Origin of the sequence: Rhodococcus sp. RS1C4, assembly GCF_002258225.1 — a bacterium.
GTDB lineage: Bacteria > Actinomycetota > Actinomycetes > Mycobacteriales > Mycobacteriaceae > Rhodococcoides > Rhodococcoides fascians_E.
Genome location: NZ_NOXZ01000037.1, coordinates 121,519 through 141,350, shown reverse-complemented (window position 1 = coordinate 141,350; position 19,832 = coordinate 121,519). Strand labels below are relative to the sequence as shown.

Sequence of the window (19,832 nt, the reverse complement as noted above, 5' to 3'; positions counted from 1 at the left end):
GTGCCCTCCTAGGGCGCGACGATGTGTTCGGGGCGGATGGGGACACGGGTCAGGGCAAGCCCGGTCGCGTCGCGGATGGCAGCGACGACGGCCGGCGTCGAGGACAGGGTGGGCGGCTCGCCCGCACCACGAAGGCCGTACGGCGCCAATGGGTCTGCATTCTCCAGGATGTCGAGTTTCATGGGCGGCATGTCGAGGATCGTCGGGATGAGGTAGTCGGTGAAGGACGGGTTCTTCACGAGTCCGTCCTTCACGACGATCTCCTCCATGACGGCCAGACCCAGGCCCTGCGCCGATCCGCCGTGGATCTGTCCTTCGAGCGAGAGCCGGTTGAGGATCTTGCCGACGTCCTGCACGGCGGCCATTTCGATGACCTTCACCAGACCCAGCTCCACGTCGACGTCGACGACCGCTCGGTGCACGCACAGTGCAAGCTGCGTGTGGCTCGCACCCTGACCGGTGACGGGGTCCATCCCGCTGGTCGGTCGGTGGTGAAATTCGCGTGTCTGCTCGATCACGCGGTCGCCCAACACATCCTCGATCGTCGCGAGTACTTCACCCGACGACACGATCTTTCCGCCGTCGAGGGTCAGTCCGCTGACGGCTCGTCCGAGGTGCAGGCTCGCAAGTACGAACACGGCGTCACGGACGGCCTCGCACGCGGCCTTGACGGCTCCGCCGGTCATGTAGGACTGACGCGACGCCGACGACGAACCTGCGTTCCCGACTGCAGTGTCGGCCGGATGAATGACCACCTTGGTCACGCCGAGCTCGGTGCGCGCGATCTGCGCCTCCAACGTGACCAACCCTTGACCGACCTCGGCCGCCGCGGTGTGCACCAGGGCGGTTGCCTCCCCGCCGATGACTTCGAGACGTACTCGGGCGGTGGAATAGTCGTCGTAGTTCTCGGAGAAGCAGATGTTCTTGATTCCGACGCCGTAGCCGATGCCGCGTACGACGCCTTCGCCGTGCGTGGTCTGGGAGGCACCGCCCGGCAGGTTACGGATGTCCGACGCGTCGAGCGGGGCCGGCAGTGCCATTGCCTCGGCGCGGGCGAGCATGTCCGCCAGTGGAGCGGGTGCTTCGATGACCTGTCCGGTCGCGAGAACGGATCCTTGGCTGACGGCGTTGATCTGCCGGACTTCGACGGGGCTGATTCCGCAGGCCTCGGCGAGTTTGTCCATCATCGACTCGTATGCGAAACATGCTTGTACTGCGCCGAATCCACGCATCGCCCCGCACGGTGGGTTGTTGGTGTACACGCCGTACGCGTCGATCTCGATGTTCGGGATCACGTACGGCCCGACGCCGAGGGACGCCGCATTGCCTACGACGTTGAGCGTTGCCGACGTGTACGCACCTCCGTCGAGGATGATCTCGACGTCGGCGTACAGCAGCTTGCCGTCGCGGCTGGCGCCGTATTCGTAGTGCATCTGCGCGGGGTGGCGGTGGACGTGGCCGAAGAAGGATTCGTAGCGGTTGTAGACGATCTTCACGGGCTTGCCGGTGTACATCGCGAGCATGGCGGCGTGGATCTGCATGGACAGGTCTTCGCGTCCGCCGAATGCGCCGCCCACGCCGGCCAGGGTCATGCGGATCTTCTCGTCGGGCAGGCCGAGGCACGGTCCGATCTGGGCCAGGTCGTTGTGCATCCATTGAGTGGCGACGTAGAGGTCGACACCGCCGTCCTCGCCTGGAATCGCGAGGCCGGATTCAGGTCCGAGAAACGCCTGGTCCTGGATGCCGACGGAGAAATCGCTGGAGACGACGATCTCCGCGCGCTCTTTCGCCGAGGCGACGTCGCCCACGCGTACGGGCTGATGCCTGGCTACTCCCCCACGCTCCTGCACCTTCGGGTACGTCGGGTCGAGCGCCGCGCGCCGTGCATCCGTCAAGGGCTCGAGTATCTCGTACTCGACGGCGATCTTCTCCATTGCGCGGCGAGCGGTCTCGGGGTGGTCGGCGGCGATCAAGGCGATCGGCTCGCCTTCGTGGCGGACCTCGTCGAATGCGAGGACGGGCTGGTCCCACGTGTGATCGAGGCCGAAGCACTTGCGGCCCGGCACGTCCTCGTGCGTCAGTACGGCTTCGACGCCCGGGGTGGCCAGCGCCTTCGAGATGTCGATCGACAGTATTCGCGCACGTGGATGCGGACTCCGAAGCGTTGCGCCCCACAGCATCCCGTCGATGAACAGGTCCGACGAATACGCGAACTCTCCCTTGACCTTCAACGTCCCGTCGGGACGCAACGGGCTGTCACCGACGCGTCCTTGTCCCGGGGCTGCGATGTCGTGGGGAGCCCTGGTAGGAGCAGACCTGGCAGGAGCTGTCTTGGCAGGAGCAGTGTCGGTCGGGGAGCTCACAGTACATCCTTCGCAAGTGTCATGAGCCGACGGTGCGCGTCGGCGCCTTCTCGGGCTACCGCGTCCTGCGGTGCGCTGACCAGAACGTCGTCCTCGACGATCGTGCGGCCCCCGACCAGCAGCCGGGCCAACGGTGGGGTCTGTCCGTAGGCGAATGCGACGATCGGATCGTCGACCGCGGCGTAGAAGCCGTCGGTGCGCCACAGCGCCAGATCGGCCACCTTGCCGACCTCGATGGACCCGATCTCGTCCTGACGACCGAGTACTGTTGCGCCGCCGAGCGTCCCGATCTCCAATGCCTGGCGTGCGGTGAGCGCGGTCGGACCGTACTTGGCGCGCTGCATGTACATCGCCTGACGGATCTCTCCGGCCAGCGGCACCATCTCCGCGGACGCGCTTCCGTCGACTCCGAGGCCCACCGGAGCGCCTGCGGCGAGCAGATCCGAGATCCGCGCGATGCCTGCTCCGAGGCGTGCGTTGGAGCTCGGGCAGTGGGCGGCTCCGGTGCCGGTGGCCGCCATCTTCGCGATGTCGGAGTCGTGCAGGTGCACCGCGTGTGCGAACCACACGTCGTCCCCGAGCCAGCCGACCTGCTCCATGTACTCGACGGGGGTGCAGCCCATCTGAGCGACACAGTGCTCTTCCTCGTCCAGCGTTTCGGCCAGATGCGTGTGCAGCCGAACGTTCTTGCTTCTCGCCAGAGATGCGGACTCGACGAGCAAGTCCTTGCTGATGGAGAACGGCGAACACGGAGCGACGGCGATCCGCAGCATCGAGCCGAACGAGCTGTCGTGGTAGGTGTCGATCGCGTCCGACGTCGCGGTCAGGATGTCGTCGAGGCTCTCGACCACCTCGTCCGGTGGCAGACCACCGTCGGACACCCCTCGGTCCATCGAACCGCGACACGGCTGGAATCGCACTCCGATTCGGCTCGCGGCGTCGATCTCGGCGGCGAACAGGTCACCCCGCCCCTTCGGGAAGATGTAGTGGTGGTCGGTGGTGGTCGTGCATCCTGATTTGGCGAGCCAGGCGAGGCCGGCCGCAGCGGCTCCGCCGACCACCTCCGCGTCCATCTTCGACCAGGGCTTGTACAGCGCGACGAGCCACTCGAACAGGGTGTTGTCCTTGGCCAGCCCTTGTGACGCCCACTGGTAGAGGTGGTGGTGGGTGTTCACCAGCCCTGGCGTCAGAAGAGCTCCGCCCGCGTCGATGATCTCGGCTCCGTCGGACGCAGGTGCGTCTCCCGATCCGATCGCGGCGATGACGCCGTTCTCGATCACGACGTATCCCCGCGGGATCTCGTGCCCGACGATGGGTGCGATGTATGCGTTCCGAATCACTGTGCGTGTCACTGGGCTTCGGCCTTCCTGGTTGCGGCGAGACGCACTGCGTCGAGGATCTTCTCGTATCCTGTGCAGCGGCAGAGGTTTCCGGCGAGTGACTCGCGAATCTCCGCGTCGGAAGGATTCGGTACCCGCTCGATCAGATCGTGAGCTTGCACGACGAGACCCGGAGTGCAGAATCCGCACTGCACCGCTCCGCATTCGACGAAGGCCTCCTGCATCGGGTCCAGCTTCTCTCCCTCCGCCAGTCCTTCGACGGTCCTGACCTCGCGCCCTTCGACCTGACCCGCCGCCACCAGGCAGGCGCAGGCGGGTACTCCATCGAGATACACCGTGCACGAACCACATTCACCCTGTTCGCATGCATTCTTCGATCCGGGCAAGCCCATACGTTCGCGGAGCAGGTACAGCAGGCTCTCTCCTTCCCACACGTCGTCCGCTTCGAGTTCCTTGCCGTTCACAGTGCAGTTGACTCGCATGAGATCACGCTGCCTTTCCGTTGTCGCCGAGCTCTTTCCAGGACCAGCCCAGAGTTCTCTTGGCCATGACTGCCAGTGCGTGCTTGCGGTACTGCGCTGTGCCGCGCACATCGTCGATGGGGCTTGCTGCTTCCGAGACCAACTCGCCGAAGCGGGCAGCGATCCGGTCGTCGAGCGGACCGGACCAGTCGAGCTCGCCCGCCAGAAATTCCTCGGCAGCATAAGCCCGCCGGGGCGTGGGCGCAGCGGAGCCGAGCCCGGTTCCCACGCGCTGTTGCTCGGGGAACAGTGCGATGGAGAACGAGCACACGGCGATCACCATGGCGTTGCGAGTACCGATCTTGGAGAAGTACTGCGGGCCCGCCGCAGGCCGTACGTGAAACGCGCGGATCAGTTCGTCCGGTGCGCACGAGTTCCGTTTGACTCCGACGTAGAACTCGGTCGCAGGAATCATCCGAGTTCCGCGGGCAGCCGATTCGACCTCGACGACGGCACCGGCGGCCAACAGGGGTGCGTGAAGGTCTCCCGCGGGTGATGCGCCACCCAGATTGCCGCCGACGGTGCCGCGGTTACGGATCTGCGGGGAGCCCACTGTCCGCGACGCCTGCGCGATACCCGGAAGCCGGTCGCCGAGTTCGGCGATGATGCGCACGTACGGGACACCCGCCCCGACGCGCAGCGTCCCGTCGGGCAGCTGCTCCCAGTCGGCGAGTTCGGTCACCGGGTTCAGGTCCAACAATGCGCCCGGGCGATGCACGTCGAAGTTCATCTCGACCATGACGTCGGTTCCGCCTTGAATCGGCACCGCGTCGACGTCGTCCGCCTTGGCGGACAGCGCCTCGGTCCAGGTCTGAGGCCGTAAGAATTCCATGCACCAAGTACAGCCGCGGGCGTCCGAAGGATCGAGAGACAAGAACGACGAACTATGACGCCGATCACAGTGTAGGTTCTGGAGGTTCCTACAAGAGCAAGGAAGACACGCGGTGAGGCTGCATGATTTGATGGGTTTGTCGGACCTGAACCTGCAGCAGGTGGTTGCTCCCGAACATTTCGACCCCGTCATCAGATGGGTCGTCACGACGGACATGCTGGATCCGAGTCGCTACCTCAGCGGCGGTGAACTGGTGCTCACCGGACTCATGTGGCGTACGGGCCCGGGCGATTCGCACGAGTTCGTGAAGGCCGTCGCCAAGGCAGGCGTCGCCGCGCTGGCGGCGTCGGAAGGTGGATCCGTCCCGGACGACCTCGTCGACGCGTGTCGCGCCCACGGACTTCCACTGTTCCGTGTCCCCGCGGACGTTGCGTTCGCAACGGTCACCGAGCGGGTGGTCCGGCAGTTGTCGGCGGCACGGGCGTCCGACGTGAAGGCGGTGTTGGAGCGGCACCGGAGATTGGTGGAGGGTACGGGAACAGGTGGGATCGGTGCGCTGCTCGATCTGGTCGCAGCCGAACTGGGCATCGAATGCTGGATCCTCGCAGCGACGGGTCGCGTGGTTGCCGGCTCCGAATCCGTGCCCGACGCGGCACTGCTCGCACACGAGTTCCTGACCGCGCGTCGGCTTCCGCATTATTCGCCCGCGCTCGACATGTCGATGCTTCCCGTCGACAGGAATTCCACAGCCCGCGTCGTCGATTGGTTCGTGGCGGTCGGAAGCGATTGGCAGACGTGGCACCCCGAGCGCCGCGCACTGGCCGAGCAGGTCTGCTCGATCGTTGCCCTCGAACGAAACAGGTTCGACGACAGGCTGACCGGGGCCGGAATCCTCGCCCAGGAATTCATCCGTGCCCTCGGCGAGGGTGTCGATGCTTCGTTCGTGACGCAGCAGATGGGGCTTCTCGGCCTGCCCGTCGACTCGCACTGTCAGGTGATCGCCGCCTCGGTGTCACCGTCTGCACACTCGAAGCAGGACGTGCTGCGCCCGAGCGAGGTTCGTCGTCTGGTACAGGAATTGTCGGTGCCCCACATGTCGGCGGTCGGCATCGTCGGTGGTGAGGTGCTGGCCGTAGTGGCAACCGACGTCGATGCGACCGCGTCGATCTGTAGAGGGGTGGGCATTCTGTCGCCGGGGCTTGCCGGTACCGGGCTGGCCGTCGGAGTGAGCGCCCTGGTCGGTGCGCGGGACCTTCGCAGCGCCGTGGAGGAAGCGCGCCATGCGCGCAGGTTGGCCGCCGGGCGAACCGACGGTCGGTACGTCGTCGGGCACTCCGAGCTCGCGACTCTGGTGTTGCTGCTGGCAGGTGTTCCCGACGACGTTCGGCTCATGTTCAGGTCGAGGCTGCTGGCGCCGCTGACCGAGTACGACGAGGTCCACGGCAGTGACCTCGTCAGGACGCTGGCCGCATTTCTCGACACCAACGGTTCGTGGACGAAGTGCGCCGAGCAGATGCACCTGCACGTGAATTCCGTGCGCTACCGAGTCCAGCGAATCGAGGAGTTGACCGGCAGGGATCTGTCGCTGCTCGAACATCGTGTCGAGTTCTATCTAGCCCTGCGCTTGAGGTGACCGAAGTGTCTGTCACTTCCCATCTGATACCGATCGGTGTCAGTATCTTTCCGTGAGCTCTTCCGAAACCGAGATCGCTCCCGGCAGGCCCTACCGCGGGTCGAGCGCGGAGGCGCGACGTGATGCCCGCCGAGAGAGGCTGCTGGACGCAGCCGTGGACATCTTCGGCACGAGCGGCTACCGGTCCGCGTCGATCGATCGGATATGCAGCGCCGCCGGACTGACCAAACGCTACTTCTACGAGTCCTTCGACAGCAGCGAGGCACTTCTGGAGGCCGTGTACCGGCGAGCAACCACGACGATGCTGACCAGCATCCACGTCAGCAGCGACGCGCACACCACCGGCGCCGAGCACGTTCTGCAATCGGCGTTGTCGAACTTCTTCCGCACCATCGCCGACGACCCTCGATCCGCGCGCATCGTGCTGCTCGAGGTTCTCGGCGTCTCCGCCGAAGTGGACGCGCTGTACCGGCAGACCACAGGACTGTTCGTCGACGCCGTCCTCGCCGTCGCGGATTCGGTCGGAACCGCTCGCGGCCTGGCCGGGCCCAACCGTCGAACACTCGCGGTCGGTCTCGTCGGTGCCGTGCTCATGATGACCCAGCAGTGGTTGCTCGCACCCGACTCCGAGCCGTTGGACGGGGTCATCGCGAGCGCCCACACCATCCTCGGCGCCGTCGCATTCGGTCGGCTCGACTGACGCATCTATCCCGCTACTGGGGCTGTTGGCGCTGGTACAGCTGCTTCTCGTAGGACGGGCCGTAGTACTGCTCCAGCTCGGCGAGAGTTTCGGGCGAATCCGGCATGACCGCTTCGGTGATCCGAGCGACCGTCGGGAGTGCCGACGGATTCCAGGTGTCCGGCTCCCAGAGCCGTGACCGCATGAACGCCTTGGCGCAGTGAAAGAACACCTGCTCGATGTCGACGAGCAGACACAGGATCGGACGATGCCCCTTGACCTTCATGTCGTCGAAGAACGGCGCATCCTTGAGCAACCGCGCTCCGCCGTTGACACGCAGAGTGTCTCCGCGGCCGGGGACGAAGAAGTTGATTCCCACGTGCGGGTTCAGCAGGACGTTGCGGTAGCCGTCCATCCGCTTGTTTCCCGGCCGTTCGGCTATGGCGAGTGTGGTCTCGTCGAGCACGTGAACCAGCGCCCCCGCCGGGTCCCCCTTCGGCGACACGTCGCATCTTCCGGTGTCGTCGGCCGTTCCGATGAGGCAGAACGGAGACATGGACAGCCACTCCCGGTGGATCGGCAACAGTGCATCGCGGTCCTTGTTGGCCGCCCGGTAACTCGGCGTGCCGAACAGTGCGGTCAACTCGTCGGTGTCGGTGATCTCGTCCCATGCCACGCGAGGAAGCCTAACAACGCCGGGGCACCGAGTCATCGGACTTTCGGGCGCATCTGGCACAGTGACGTGCATGACCGTTCGCACCACCGTCGTCACCGGAGGAAGCCGTGGCATCGGGGCCGCGGTGTGCAGACGGTTGGCCGCCGACGGCCACGACGTCGTCGTCACGTACGTGCGTGACCGCGCAGCCGCCGAGTCCGTTGCCGCAGACGTCGAAGCTGCGGGACGTCGTGCGTTGGTGTGCCGCGTGGACACGACCGACGAGGAATCCGTTATCGCGATGTACGGAGAGGTCGCGGATTTCGGGACGCTCACCGGGCTGGTCACCAATGCCGGGGCCGCCTCTGCCGTGGGCGATCTCGTGGACAACGATCTCTCCGACATCAGGGCCGACATCGACCTCAACCTTGTCGGTGTTCTCGCCTGCATCAAGTACGCCATCGCGCCGATGACGCACTCGGGTGGCTCGATCGTCAACATCTCCTCTGCCGCAGCCACTCTCGGAAGCCCCGGGATGTACGTTCATTACGCGGCGTCGAAGGCGGGAGTCGACGCACTCACCGTGGGGTTGGCCAAAGAGCTGGCGGACAGAAACATTCGCGTCAATGCCGTTGCACCCGGGACCATCTGGACCGATTTTCATCGAGATCCGAACAGACCGGCAAAGGTCGCTCGGTCGGTGCCCATGAAGCGTGCGGGCACTCCGGACGAGATCGCGGGCGCCGTGTCCTGGTTGCTGTCGGACGACGCGTCCTACGCGACGGGTACGACCATCCGCATCGCGGGCGGTCAGTAGCCTCGAATCACGACCGCGACACCGGCGCCCGCCAGATCCCTACCGTCGCGTCGATGAGATCGGTGCCGCAGTCGGTCCAGTTGGGCGGGACGTCCGGATTCTCCGCGAACTCCATTTCATTGTCGGCGCAGGTGTGCATCATCAGGTTGCGGGCCATGTCTCCGCGAATCTTTCGGACACTCACCGGTAACTCGGGCAGACAGCGCTCCAGTCCCGCGAGGGTGGGTTTCAGCGCCGTCAACTCGCCGGCACGGGCGTAGGCGACGGACCGCAGCACCGGGTCGGATATCAGTTGGACGCTGAATCTCCCGTACCAACTGGGCGATCCGAGAGAGTCGAGATGCGAGACGTAGGGCCTGATGAGGCACGCAACCCAATCCTGCAGATCATCCGAACCCTCCACCCGCGCGACCATCTGCGATCGAATCTCTTCGATCGATCGCGAATGTTTCTCCAGAATTGCTCGCACCAGATCCGTCTTCGTCCCGAAGTGGTACGCGACAGCGGCGTTGTTGCCCTGGCCTGCCGCCTCGCTCACGTGCCGGTTCGAAACCGGATGGATACCTTCCTCCGCATACAACCTCTCGGCCGTGGCCAACAGCGCCTCACGCGTATCGAGGTTGCGGTCTGCACGCGTCATGTGGACCAGCCTTCCACAGTCATCACCGTCTGATTCGTCATCAATCGGACATACCGACCACAGTGAACAACGCCACTTTGACCTGCGTCAAGCAGTTGCTTTAATTTGATTCAGTCAATTGCTTTAAAACTAACGCCGGGAGGCTCGAACCCATGTCGACCACTGCCCCACCACCCGACAACGCCGCGGTGGCACCAGCAGGCGTCGTCGTTGCCGTGCTTGCGTTCACCGGAATCGTCGTCTCACTGATGCAGACGCTCATCATTCCGTTGATTCCCCAACTTCCGACCCTGCTCGACGCATCGGCATCGAACACCGCCTGGGCCATCACCGCCACTCTTCTCGCAGGCGCCGTCGCTGTTCCGGTGATGGGTCGTCTCGGCGACATGTTCGGCAAGCGATTGCTGTTGATGGTCAGCCTCGTCCTGATGATCTCGGGCTCGATCGTCGGCGCGCTCAGCGAATCACTGGTTCCGCTCGTCGTCGGCCGTGCGCTGCAAGGGCTGGCGGCCGGTGTCATTCCCCTCGGCATCAGCATCATGCGCGACGTTCTTCCACGAGAGAAGCTTGCCGGCGCGACAGCCACGATGGGCGCTTCCCTCGGTGTCGGCGGTGCGCTGGGGCTTCCCGCGGCGGCGCTCATCGCGGAGTACGCCGATTGGCATTTCCTGTTCTGGGTGTCCGCCGCACTCGGCGTGATCGTCGCGATCCTGGTGCTGACGCTCGTGCCCGAGTCCGAGGTGCGGACCGGCGGAACGTTCGACGCGGTCGGAGCGGCCACTTTGTCCGTCGCTCTCGTGACTCTGCTGCTGGCGATCTCCAAGGGCGCGACATGGGGGTGGAGCAGTTCCACCACGCTGGGTCTGCTGGCCGTCGCCGTCGTCTCCCTCGGTTTCTGGGGATGGTGGGAACTGCGCACGAAGCAGCCACTGGTGGACCTCCGCGTGTCGGCTCGCAGGCAGGTGCTGTTGACCAACCTCGCATCCGTCGTGTTCGGCTTCGCGATGTTCGCCATGACGCTGGTCTTCCCGCAGGTTCTTCAGTTGCCCGTCGAAACCGGCTTCGGACTGGGCCGCTCGATGCTGGTGACCGGTCTCGTCATGGCCCCCTCCGGCATCGTCATGATGCTGGTCGCGCCGATCTCGTCCAAGATCACCACGACGAGGGGCCCGAAGACGACGCTGATGCTCGGCGCGATCGTCGTGGCCGTCGGCTATCTGTTCGGTGTCGTCACGATGAGCGCTGTGTGGCAGCTCGTTGCCATCTCCTGCATCATCGGCGCAGGCATCGGTCTGTCGTACGGCGCGATGCCCGCCCTCATCATGGGCGCGGTCCCGCCCTCGGAGACCGCCGCGGCCAACAGCCTGAACACGCTGATGCGTTCGCTCGGGACATCGACCGCGAGCGCCGTGGCAGGCGTCATCCTGGCACAGATGACGATCACGCTCGGATCGGCGGAACTGCCGTCGCAGCAAGGGTTCCGGGTGACGATGGCCGTCGCCGCAGGCGCTTCGCTGATCGCACTCGCGCTCGCCGCGTTCCTACCGAGATTCGCCCCGGCAGCCCCCAGCCGTCAGGAGTACGCCCCTGTGAAGGCCGCGACGCGCCCGTAGGCGGACTTCGGCGTGAAATCGCGCCGAAGCAGCCCGAAGTTCTGTTCCGGATCGGCCAGGTTCGTGCCTGCATCTCGCAGGCTGTACACGTAGGACGGCCCGATCCACGCATTACCGAGGACCGCATCCATCACGATGACGATCGAGTCCGCTTGGACCTGTTCGCTCACCGCGTTGGATGCGGTTCCCGTCGGCGCACCGAACTCCGTCAACCAGATCTGCTTGCCCGCATCGCCTCCGGCAACCATGGTGTCGCGCATCGGCCACAGCGCGAACGCTGTACTCCATTCCTGGGTACTCGGGTCGTTCGGCAGCCACGGGTAGGTGTACGGGTGAACGTTGAACGCGTCGAAGTACTTGTTCGCGCCGAGCTGGTACATGGCGGAGAGAAACGACTTGGGGTTCATGTTCGTGCCGTTGTCCGTTGCGGGAGCCAGCCCACCGCTGAGGACCGTCGACGCCGGCTGCACCTGCTTGATCGCCTGATAGGCCGCGCGCAGCATTATCGAGTACGCAGCCACGTCGGGCTTCGGTTTCCAGAATCCGACGATGTTCGGCTCGTTCCAGATCTCCCACAGATTCATGTGGTCGCGGTACCGGGTGACGACGGTACGCGCGAATGCGGCGTAGACGTCGGGGTCCGCGGGCCGTGAATGCGAGTCACCCATCGCCTCGGGTACGCGCGCCCACTGCGGTGTGTAGGCGATGACACCGAGCGGACACATACCGTGCGCCACCACAGCGGCCAGCACACGGTCGGTGTTCGTCCAATCGAACTGCCCGCGATTGCGTTCGATGGTCGACCAATCGATGTCCACCCGAACCGAGAACAACCCGGCGTCGCGCGCCAGATCCAACTCCGCGTTCAGATCCGCGTTCGACGCCGCAGCCAGTGTGGCACCGGGCGAGGCACCGATGCGAGGGGAGCTGGTCATTCCGGAACACCGTCCGTCCGGTGACGAGGGCGCTGTGCGCCCGGGCGTCGTAGGTGACGCGTGCGCGGGTGTGATCACCGCAGCGATGGAGACAAGCAGAAGTGCAAGCGTGACCACGCTCCTCGGCACGCTCAGCGTTACGCGCCGAAACATCGGCAGAATATAACAGCAGTTCTGCCGAATACCATCATCTGTTCGAATTACTGCCACCGACACGACCTCGAGTGAATGAATACGCCGACTTCGTTCGACTGCATTACCATCGGGAAAATGACAGACGTTGTTTCCGGGTTCGACGACCGCTTACACGAAATTCTCGCGCAACAGGCGGAAAAAGCCGGGGAATCGGTCGAAGCGTATGTGCGCCGCGCGGTTGTCACGCGGCTGGTTCAGGAACTCACCGCCGACGACGATTCCGAACTCGGCCAACTGCTGCGCCATCTGCAGGCCGCACGGATCGAGGTACCGACCTCGGACGAGGAGCAGCCCGAGTCCGATCGCCCGTTGCACAACCGCGACCGCGTCAAGGCCGTCGAGAAGACGGGCCTGATGGACACACCGAAGGAAGACAGTTACGACCGGCTGGTATCCATGGTCGCCGACGCCTTGATGGTCCCGTCCGCGGCCATTTCCCTGATCGACGACAAGCGCCAGTTCTACAAGAGCGCAGTCGGTTTGCCGGCCGAGCTCGCGGAAGCGCGCCAGCTGCCGATCGACCAGAGCATCTGCCAGTACACCGTCGACGGCGGTGAACCACTCGTCGTCGAGGACGCCCGTCTGCACGAACTACTGAAGAATCACCCGGCAGTCCTCGGCAATCTCGCGGTGTCCTACATGGGCATCCCTCTCGACGACGGCCAGGGCCACACGGTGGGGACTCTGTGCGTCTGGGACGAACAGCCCAGGCAATGGACTATCGGCCATCAACAAACCCTTCAGGATCTCGCGTGGATTGTTCGCGAGCGAATATTCGGATGAGAACGCCTACCAGAACTTTCACCCCGGTATTTCGATCGATAACGGGAAATCGGTCGCTTTTCCGTAACACGATCGATAAAGCAAAAGGGGGTTCGGGCCAAATGTCTGAGATAGCCTTTGACGGTGCTTGGAACACGAACTGGGTCCCGTACGGAGTAATGGCCCGTGTCTAAAACTCTCGAATCACCCTTGGCGACTGCCGACGCACTGCGCGAGGTCCAGTCACGTCCGCGAAGCCTGACGGACCGACTGCGCGTCGATCCACTGCACACGGTGGTGACGATCTCGGTCGACGTGATCGCCGCAACCATCGCCGTGATCGAGGGGGTGCTCTGGCGAACCGGAAGCCTCACCGAGTTGGGATGGCTGCCCTGGCTGTTCATCCCTCTGGTGATTGCTTTCCTCGGCGCCGGAGGAATGTACCGACGGAGCCTCCGGAAGAACTTCCTCGACGAGATCGGCCCGGTCGAGACAGCCATCGCGTTCGCGACTCTTGCACTGCTGTCGACCATGATCGTCGTCGACACCGAGTACCGCCCCGGCGCACTGATGGTCCGCATCTGGATCTGTGCAGCGGTGTCCATCGCAATAGGACGCTTGATCCGCGTGATCATCCAACGTCGCATCAGGGCGAAGTACAACTCGGCGGCACCGACGCTCGTCGTCGGCGGTGGACCGATCGGTCATCAGCTCGTCGCGCGGATGCGTCAGTTCCCCGAGTACGGGCTGAACCCCATCGGTCTCGTGGACGTGACACCGGTGGCACCGGTGGACCCCACCGCGCCGGACTTCATCGACGTTCCCTACCTCGGCACACCGAGCCAGTTCGAGATGATCGCCAAGACGACCGGCGCCGAGGAAGTCATCGTGGCGTTCTCCTCCGTTCAACACGAGGAGCTCGTGGCTGCCGTCAGGTCCGCCCACAAGTTGGGTATCCGAGTCTGGGTGGTGCCGCGTCTGTTCGACACCGTCGGACTCAAGACGCGTGTCGAGCACATCGGCGGACTCCCCCTCATGGTTCTTCCTCACGTAGATCCCAAGGGATGGCAGTTCCTCCTCAAGGGACTCACCGACCGGGTGCTGACCAGCATCGGCCTGCTACTGATCTCACCGATCTTCCTGCTGCTCATGCTGCTGGTGAGGTTGAGTTCGCCCGGCCCCATCTTCTTCGCTCAGGAACGCATCGGACGTGACGGAATTCCGTTCGACTGCCTGAAGTTTCGGTCCATGCGTCCGCCACGGGCGTCCGATGCAGAGTTCGTGCGAGTCGAGGGCGCTGCGCCGGGCGGCGTGGAAGGCGTGGATCGCCGTACCAAGATCGGCAAGATCATGCGGCAGACCTCGCTCGACGAACTGCCACAGCTGCTCAATGTGATCCGCGGCGACATGAGCCTCGTCGGCCCGCGACCCGAGCGGCCCGAGTACGTGGACCTGTTCGCCATGCAGATCCGTCGCTACGGAGAGCGCCATCGAGTGAAGGCCGGTGTCACGGGCTGGGCACAGGTACACGGCCTCCGGGGACAGACGTCCATCGCGGACCGTGCGGAGTGGGACAACTACTACATCGAGAACTGGTCCATCTGGCTCGACATCAAAATCCTGTTCCTGACCGTTCTGGCCGTGCTGAAGCGGGCCGAGGACTGAGTGTGAACATCGCTCCAGGCCAACCACACTCACGAGCCCCGGGTCGTCCGTGATCGCGTACGTCGCGATCGCCTTCGCCGCCGTTGCGGTGGTGGGGGTGGGTCTGTTCGTTGCCCGGGCGATCCTGCACCGCCCCCAGCGAGGCCTGCTGCTTCTCGCGGCATTCGTGCCGCTCAACGGCCTGCTGGCCATCCTTCCCCTCCCCGGCGTCGTGTCCGGATGGAAGGAAGGCCTTGTGCTGTTCACCCTCGGCTGTGCGTGGTTGCGGCGGGTCAGGCCGCGACCACGGACACCGACACCACGCCCACATCCGCCACTGACCATGCCCTGGTGGCCCGCGGCCGCCTTGTTCGTCGTCTTCGGAGTCGTCTCGGCGCTCGTGTCGTTCGGGCTCATCGGATTCGTGGCCATCAAGGTGACGTTCTTCTACATGCTGCTCGTGGGGATCCTCTGGCTTTCCCCGTTCGACGCCCGTGACCGCGACAATCTGGTCAGCGTGCTCATGGGGATGGGCGTGTTCACCTCGTTGGTCGGCATCGCACAACTGGTGCTCGGCCCGGCTTTTCTGGTGTCGCTCGGATACGAGTACGGCACACAGGTCAGAACCTCCGGCGGTCTGCTTCGAACGTTCAGCACGTTCAACCTCCCGTTCCCGTTCGGCCTGTACGTGATGCTGGCGCTGCTCGTCGGCGGCGCCGTCGCCCTGGCCGATCCGGCCCGCCGTCGCAACGCCGCGTTCCTGTGGATGACACCGATCATGGTCGTCGCTATGGCAAGTTCGATCGTCCGAGGCGCAATCCTCGGCTTGCTGGTCGGTTTGATCTACCTCATTGCCATTCGTTTTCGCTTCCTGGCCGTGCCGCTGGTCGTATCCGGTGTAGCTGTCGCAGTGATCGTTCCGTTCGTGCCCAAGATCTCGTCCGTCTTCTTCTCGTCGAGCAGTCTGAACGAACGCGGTGACGGATGGAACGACATCATCGCGAGCATCCTGATCCACCCGTTCGGTCAAGGTCTCGGTGCGAGCGGTGCAGCAGCCGACCGTATTTCGACCGCCTCGGGCGTGACGTTCAGCGGCCTGTCCACCAACTACCAGCCGGACAACTACTACGTGAAATCTGCGCTCGAACTCGGCCCTGTCGGATTGTGGGCGGTCGTTGCGCTTCTCGTCACGGCTCTGCTGTGGTGCACACGCCTGTCCAGATCTCTGCCCGAGGGCGACGACGCCCTTGCACTCGGTGTCGGTTCGTCGATCGTCGCGGCGATGTTCGCGAGCCTCGTCTCGACCTATTTCGAAATTTTTCCGATCGACGTTTATTTCTGGCTTCTGTTAGGAGTGGTGGGATGCGCAGCAGCGCAACACGAATCAGCAGCAACCCCCGGATCGTCTACGGGGCGCTCGCCCTTCGGCCGGGCGGCAGCGGGGTCCAGACCTACATCCGCGAGCTACTGAACGAGATTCCGGCGCTGCTCCCCACAGCAGATCTCGCGGCAGTCGTCCAACGCGATGCCGTGGCCGAACTCCCGGGTGACGTGCACCCACTCCCCCGCCGTGTGGCCGACGGCGCGGTGCGTGCCGTTCTGGGGGCACTGCCCGTCGGTGACTGCGATATCGTCCACGGCCTCGATGTCGACCTTCCTCTCGTGACCAAGGCAGCCACCGTGGCGACCGTCCACGACCTGTCCGTGATCGACATGCCGTCGGCGTCCAGCAAGTTCCGGGCGTTCGGTGAACAGAAACTCGTCCGGCGTGCGCTGCGGAAAGCCGATCTGTTGATCGCGGTGTCGCAGTTCACCGCAGATCGCATCAAGGCGGTCAGCGGCCGAGAAGCCGCCGTCGCGGAACTGGCGCCCGCAGCATGGGCGACGCCGCCGGCGGAATCCGCCCTCGACGCCGTCCGCGAGAAGTACTCCCTTCCCGAGAGATTCGTTCTCCAGGTCGGCACCGTCGAACCGCGCAAGAACGTGCAGCTCGTCGCCGACGCGGCCGAACGACTCGGCATCCCGTCGGTGCTGGCAGGCGCTGGATCGAAGGGGCCGAATGCTCCGACGTCGTCGATCGGTCTCGGATACATCGACGTCGAGGACCTGCCCGCTCTGTACGCCACCGCCACGGTCACCGCCTACGCCTCACGCTACGAGGGGTACGGACTTCCACCCGTCGAGGCGATGGCCTGCGGCGGGGCGGTCGTCGCCAGTGCCGTCGGCGCCCTGCCCGACGTCGTCGGCGACGGTGCTGTGCTTCTCGGCTCGGAGCGGGTGGACAACTGGGCGGACGCCATGCGTCCCATCGTGTTCGACGCCGATGCTCGCGCCGCCCTCGTGTCGAACGCCGCGGCAGTCTCCGCGGGCCTGACCTGGCGGCGCACGGCCCAGCGCACGGTCGAGGCCTACCGAAAAGCGGGGATCGTCTCGTGACCGAGGACCCCTCGCTGGAGGGTACCGAACAACCGCCCGATTACCGTGCGATAGCTGCGGACCCTAAAGCGGCTGCCCGAGCCACCGCTGCGGTCCTGATGAGCCGCGTCGTCATTGCGGGACTGGGCTGGGTCGGCAGTGTGATCGTGGCCCGTTCGCTCAGCCCCGAGGGTTGGGGCCAGTTCAGTTTCGTGTTCGCCCTGCTGGGGCTGATGTCCGTCGTCACCGATCTCGGGGTCGGCCGAGTGGTATTGGCACGCTTGATGGACGGCAGCCCGGAAGAGATTTCGAGGACCGCGTCGTCGTTCCTGGCCTTGCGCACTGTTCTCGGCCTGGTCGGGTACGTGCTCGCAGTGGGGTACGTACTCGTGCTCCGGTACCCCACCGAGGTCGTTCTGGCGACAGCGGTGGGCGGTCTGGTCGTCGTCTTCGCCACGCCGAGTCATGCACTGTCGGTTCTGTTCCAGAGTCGCCACCGACTGCTGATGGTCGCCATCGCCGAGAGTCTGGGCCAAGCTCTTCAGCTGGCATTGACCATCCTCGCCGCGGTCTTCGCGCCGACGCTGCTCGTGTTCGTGCTGCCTGCCGTGATCAACGAGATCTTCAAACTGGTGTCGAAGTCGATCGGTATCAGGCGACGATCGCTCGGGCTGAGGCCGTCCCGGCACATCGATGTGCACCGGTGGGGCCCGTACCTGCGCGAAGCGATACCGCTGGCAATCGGTTTCGCACTGACCATCGCGATGCTGAAGATCGACGTTCTGATGCTCAGCCTGCTCGATACGTTCGACGCGGTCGGACTGTATTCGATCGGCTACAAGTTCTCGGACATGATGGACACCATCATTCTGGCCGCGGTCGCCCCCATCAGCACCCTTCTCATCGCCGCGTGGCCCGACGACCTCGCGACGTTCCGCAAGCGAACACGTTCGGCAGCAACTCTGTTCGCGCTGTTCGGAGCTGCGGCGGTTGTCGCGTTCTGGCCGTCGGCCGACCACCTGATCGAGCTTCTCTACGGCGAGCGCTTCGTGGCGGGCGCGGACGCTGCTCGACTTCTCGTCCTCGGCGCTGCCCTGATGTCACTGATCCTCCTCGGAATCTTCCTCCTCGCGTCGGCAGGCATGCAGCGCCACTACCCGGTCGTGGCGCTGTTCGGTCTCGCACTCAACGTGGGGCTCAATCTCGTTCTCATACCGCGCATGTCCTACGACGGAGCCGCCATCTCCACCGTCGCGACGCTGGGAACGACCGTCGTGCTGCTGTGGATCGTCATTGCCCGAACGGTTCCGGTGTCGACGTTGCTCCCGCTGGGGCCCATCGCACTGATCGTGGTCCTTGCGGCTGCGTTGTCCTTCGCCGGTTCGCTTGCCGTCTCGGCATTTCCATCCCTGTGGCTCGTGGTGTCCATCGCGTTCGCGCTCCTGCTGGTCGTCATCGTGTTCGGTGCCGCGAAACTCGGACTCGTCGAATCACCCTTGGGCAAGGACACTCCCCCCGGCGCGGCCACACCGCGGGCCGGCGGCCGACACCGAGCGGAGAAACGATGACCGACACGTCCACCGTTGTGTTCGTCGCCCACACCGGACAGGTGTCCGGAGCGGAGAAGATGCTGCTCGCGCTCGTCGATCGCGCGTCGGAAACGGGACACACCGTCGTGGTGGCCAGTCCCGGAGGCGCGCTGGCGACAGCACTTCCCGACGGCGTTCGGCACGTGACCATCCCGGAACTGGGGCTCGGTGGGCAGCGGGGCGTCGCACGGGTGATGGCGGCCGGCCAGATGCTGGCCCGCTGGTGGTCGGCGGGACGAACCCTGCGCCCCCTGGTGCGAGGAGCGGGGACGGCGACCGTCGTGAATTCCCTTTTCGCACTGCCGGCTACCCGCATCGCACGGCCACCTCGCGGTGCGTCGTGGCTTGTCCACGACGTGATGGCGAGCGGGCGGCAACGCGCGGTGACGAGGCTCGGGCGCGGTGTCGTACGCAGAGCAGTGGCGTGCACCGAGGCGGCCGCCGCTCCCGTCCGCGCTGCCGGTCTCGACGTCGAACTCGTGCCGTACGGCGTGCCCTGGCCCGTCGAGGATTTCGGCCGCGAGAGTGTCGGCACACCTCCTGTCGTCGGCATGCTTGCGCTGCTGACTCCGTGGAAGGGACACCGGGTACTCCTCGACGCGCTGGCGCTGACCCCTGGGGTGGAGGTCGAACTCGCCGGAGGCAGTTTTCCCAGCGACGAGACCTACGTCGCCGAACTGCGCGAGCGCGCAAGCGAACCGGATCTGTCCGGCCGGGTCAGGTTTCTCGGCCATGTGAAGCTCGACGATGCGCTTCGGCGATGGGATGTGGTGGTGTCGACGAGCGTTCTCCCCGAGGCCGGTCCGCTGGCCGTGCTGGAAGCGATGTCGCATGGACTGCCCGTGATCGCAACCGATCACGGTGGGCCGACCGAGTTCCTGCGCGACGGTGCAGGTGTTCTGGTCCCCCCCGGTGACCCGACGGCGTTGTCGCGGGCGGTTCAGGACGTGTTGTCGGACGGGACGCGCCGGGCCACGCTCGGGGCTCGCGCCCGCGCGAAAGTCGGCGCCGAACACAACATCTCCATCACGATGCCCGCGTTGCTCGAGGCTCTGATCGCATGACGCCGGTCTCGGGCTTCGTTCCGCCACGGACTCTCGAACCAGAATCCGTCCGGTTCTCGCCGGTCGAAACCGCGCCTCCGACTGCTTCCGGCCGCCCGAAAGAACTGCAATCCCGTTTCACAGCAGTGATTTTCG

The 19,832-nt window shown here is 65.0% G+C and carries 17 protein-coding genes; 10 read left to right on the top strand and 7 right to left on the bottom strand.

Translation table 11 applies throughout. The annotated features are described in order from the left end of the window. Positions 1–8: 8 nt before the first annotated feature. Genes CH289_RS19375 through CH289_RS19360 form a run of 4 tightly spaced genes read right to left on the bottom strand, consistent with a single transcriptional unit; the run spans position 9 to position 5,056 of the window. A complete protein-coding gene (locus CH289_RS19375; RefSeq protein WP_256977363.1) occupies positions 9–2,363 on the bottom strand; it encodes a xanthine dehydrogenase family protein molybdopterin-binding subunit in 2,355 nt (784 codons plus the stop codon). After that, complete coding sequence (locus CH289_RS19370; protein ID WP_037142056.1) at positions 2,360–3,703, bottom strand: 8-oxoguanine deaminase; 1,344 nt, start codon at positions 3,701–3,703, stop codon at positions 2,360–2,362. Before CH289_RS19370 ends, CH289_RS19375 begins: the two co-directional genes overlap by 4 nt. An 8-nt stretch (positions 3,704–3,711) precedes the next feature. Further along, positions 3,712–4,185 (bottom strand): (2Fe-2S)-binding protein, encoded by a 474-nt coding sequence (locus CH289_RS19365; protein WP_019664813.1) that lies wholly within the window; start codon positions 4,183–4,185, stop codon positions 3,712–3,714. 4 nt (positions 4,186–4,189) lie between these two features. Then, complete coding sequence (locus tag CH289_RS19360; RefSeq protein ID WP_037141548.1) at positions 4,190–5,056, bottom strand: FAD binding domain-containing protein; 867 nt, start codon at positions 5,054–5,056, stop codon at positions 4,190–4,192. 112 nt (positions 5,057–5,168) lie between these two features. Here CH289_RS19360 and CH289_RS19355 point away from each other — a divergent pair, with 112 nt between their 5' ends. Beyond that, positions 5,169–6,689, top strand: coding sequence for a PucR family transcriptional regulator (locus CH289_RS19355; RefSeq protein ID WP_256977362.1), 1,521 nt, complete (start codon positions 5,169–5,171; stop codon positions 6,687–6,689). A gap of 52 nt (positions 6,690–6,741) precedes the next feature. Beyond that, on the top strand, positions 6,742–7,389 hold the full coding sequence (locus tag CH289_RS19350; RefSeq protein ID WP_037180947.1) for a TetR/AcrR family transcriptional regulator: 648 nt from the start codon (positions 6,742–6,744) through the stop codon (positions 7,387–7,389). 13 nt (positions 7,390–7,402) lie between these two features. Here the strand turns inward: CH289_RS19350 and CH289_RS19345 are convergent, their stop codons facing one another. Beyond that, positions 7,403–8,044: a pyridoxamine 5'-phosphate oxidase family protein gene (locus CH289_RS19345; RefSeq protein ID WP_094655398.1), complete on the bottom strand. Its 642-nt coding sequence runs from the start codon at positions 8,042–8,044 to the stop codon at positions 7,403–7,405. A gap of 70 nt (positions 8,045–8,114) precedes the next feature. On the opposite strand from CH289_RS19345, the gene CH289_RS19340 reads away from it, so the two are divergent. Beyond that, the gene (locus CH289_RS19340; protein ID WP_094725798.1) at positions 8,115–8,840 is read left to right on the top strand and encodes an SDR family NAD(P)-dependent oxidoreductase; all 726 of its coding nucleotides are present in this window, start codon (positions 8,115–8,117) and stop codon (positions 8,838–8,840) included. A gap of 7 nt (positions 8,841–8,847) precedes the next feature. On the opposite strand, the gene CH289_RS19335 is transcribed toward CH289_RS19340, so the two are convergent. After that, entirely contained in the window at positions 8,848–9,480 is a 633-nt protein-coding gene (locus tag CH289_RS19335; protein ID WP_094728384.1) for a TetR/AcrR family transcriptional regulator, read from the bottom strand. 152 nt (positions 9,481–9,632) lie between these two features. On the opposite strand from CH289_RS19335, the gene CH289_RS19330 reads away from it, so the two are divergent. Then, positions 9,633–11,093 carry an MFS transporter gene (locus tag CH289_RS19330; RefSeq protein WP_094728383.1) on the top strand — a complete coding sequence of 487 codons (1,461 nt, stop codon included), beginning with the start codon at positions 9,633–9,635 and terminating at the stop codon, positions 11,091–11,093. On the opposite strand, the gene CH289_RS19325 is transcribed toward CH289_RS19330, so the two are convergent. After that, positions 11,054–12,028, bottom strand: coding sequence for a glycoside hydrolase family protein (locus CH289_RS19325; RefSeq protein WP_256977361.1), 975 nt, complete (start codon positions 12,026–12,028; stop codon positions 11,054–11,056). The genes CH289_RS19330 and CH289_RS19325 overlap by 40 nt on opposite strands. A gap of 270 nt (positions 12,029–12,298) precedes the next feature. Between CH289_RS19325 and CH289_RS19320 the strand changes: the two genes are divergently transcribed. The 6 genes from CH289_RS19320 (at position 12,299) to CH289_RS19295 (ending at position 19,697) form a co-directional block, all read left to right on the top strand. Then, complete coding sequence (locus CH289_RS19320; RefSeq protein WP_094655394.1) at positions 12,299–13,006, top strand: GAF domain-containing protein; 708 nt, start codon at positions 12,299–12,301, stop codon at positions 13,004–13,006. Between the two features lie 189 nt (positions 13,007–13,195). Continuing rightward, positions 13,196–14,650 (top strand): sugar transferase, encoded by a 1,455-nt coding sequence (locus CH289_RS19315; protein ID WP_094728381.1) that lies wholly within the window; start codon positions 13,196–13,198, stop codon positions 14,648–14,650. A 49-nt stretch (positions 14,651–14,699) separates the two neighbouring features. After that, a complete protein-coding gene (locus tag CH289_RS19310; RefSeq protein ID WP_094655392.1) occupies positions 14,700–16,100 on the top strand; it encodes an O-antigen ligase family protein in 1,401 nt (466 codons plus the stop codon). Further along, the gene (locus tag CH289_RS19305; protein ID WP_019664825.1) at positions 15,992–17,065 is read left to right on the top strand and encodes a glycosyltransferase family 4 protein; all 1,074 of its coding nucleotides are present in this window, start codon (positions 15,992–15,994) and stop codon (positions 17,063–17,065) included. Before CH289_RS19310 ends, CH289_RS19305 begins: the two co-directional genes overlap by 109 nt. Further along, positions 17,062–18,612: a flippase gene (locus CH289_RS19300; protein ID WP_033190401.1), complete on the top strand. Its 1,551-nt coding sequence runs from the start codon at positions 17,062–17,064 to the stop codon at positions 18,610–18,612. Before CH289_RS19305 ends, CH289_RS19300 begins: the two co-directional genes overlap by 4 nt. After that, the gene (locus CH289_RS19295; RefSeq protein WP_020111729.1) at positions 18,609–19,697 is read left to right on the top strand and encodes a glycosyltransferase family 4 protein; all 1,089 of its coding nucleotides are present in this window, start codon (positions 18,609–18,611) and stop codon (positions 19,695–19,697) included. The genes CH289_RS19300 and CH289_RS19295 overlap by 4 nt, the downstream gene beginning before the upstream one ends. Positions 19,698–19,832 lie beyond the last annotated feature (135 nt).

Excerpts from the sequence above, each read along its gene's own strand:
- CH289_RS19325 (WP_256977361.1), bottom strand. The coding sequence starts at position 12,028 with ATGACCAGCTCCCCTCGCATCGGTGCCTCGCCCGGTGCCACACTGGCT.
- CH289_RS19295 (WP_020111729.1), top strand. The coding sequence starts at position 18,609 with ATGACCGACACGTCCACCGTTGTGTTCGTCGCCCACACCGGACAGGTG.
- CH289_RS19360 (WP_037141548.1), bottom strand. The coding sequence starts at position 5,056 with ATGGAATTCTTACGGCCTCAGACCTGGACCGAGGCGCTGTCCGCCAAG.
- CH289_RS19365 (WP_019664813.1), bottom strand. The coding sequence starts at position 4,185 with ATGCGAGTCAACTGCACTGTGAACGGCAAGGAACTCGAAGCGGACGAC.
- CH289_RS19305 (WP_019664825.1), top strand. The coding sequence starts at position 15,992 with ATGCGCAGCAGCGCAACACGAATCAGCAGCAACCCCCGGATCGTCTAC.
- CH289_RS19320 (WP_094655394.1), top strand. The coding sequence starts at position 12,299 with ATGACAGACGTTGTTTCCGGGTTCGACGACCGCTTACACGAAATTCTC.
- CH289_RS19330 (WP_094728383.1), top strand. The coding sequence starts at position 9,633 with ATGTCGACCACTGCCCCACCACCCGACAACGCCGCGGTGGCACCAGCA.
- CH289_RS19335 (WP_094728384.1), bottom strand. The coding sequence starts at position 9,480 with ATGACGCGTGCAGACCGCAACCTCGATACGCGTGAGGCGCTGTTGGCC.
- CH289_RS19340 (WP_094725798.1), top strand. The coding sequence starts at position 8,115 with ATGACCGTTCGCACCACCGTCGTCACCGGAGGAAGCCGTGGCATCGGG.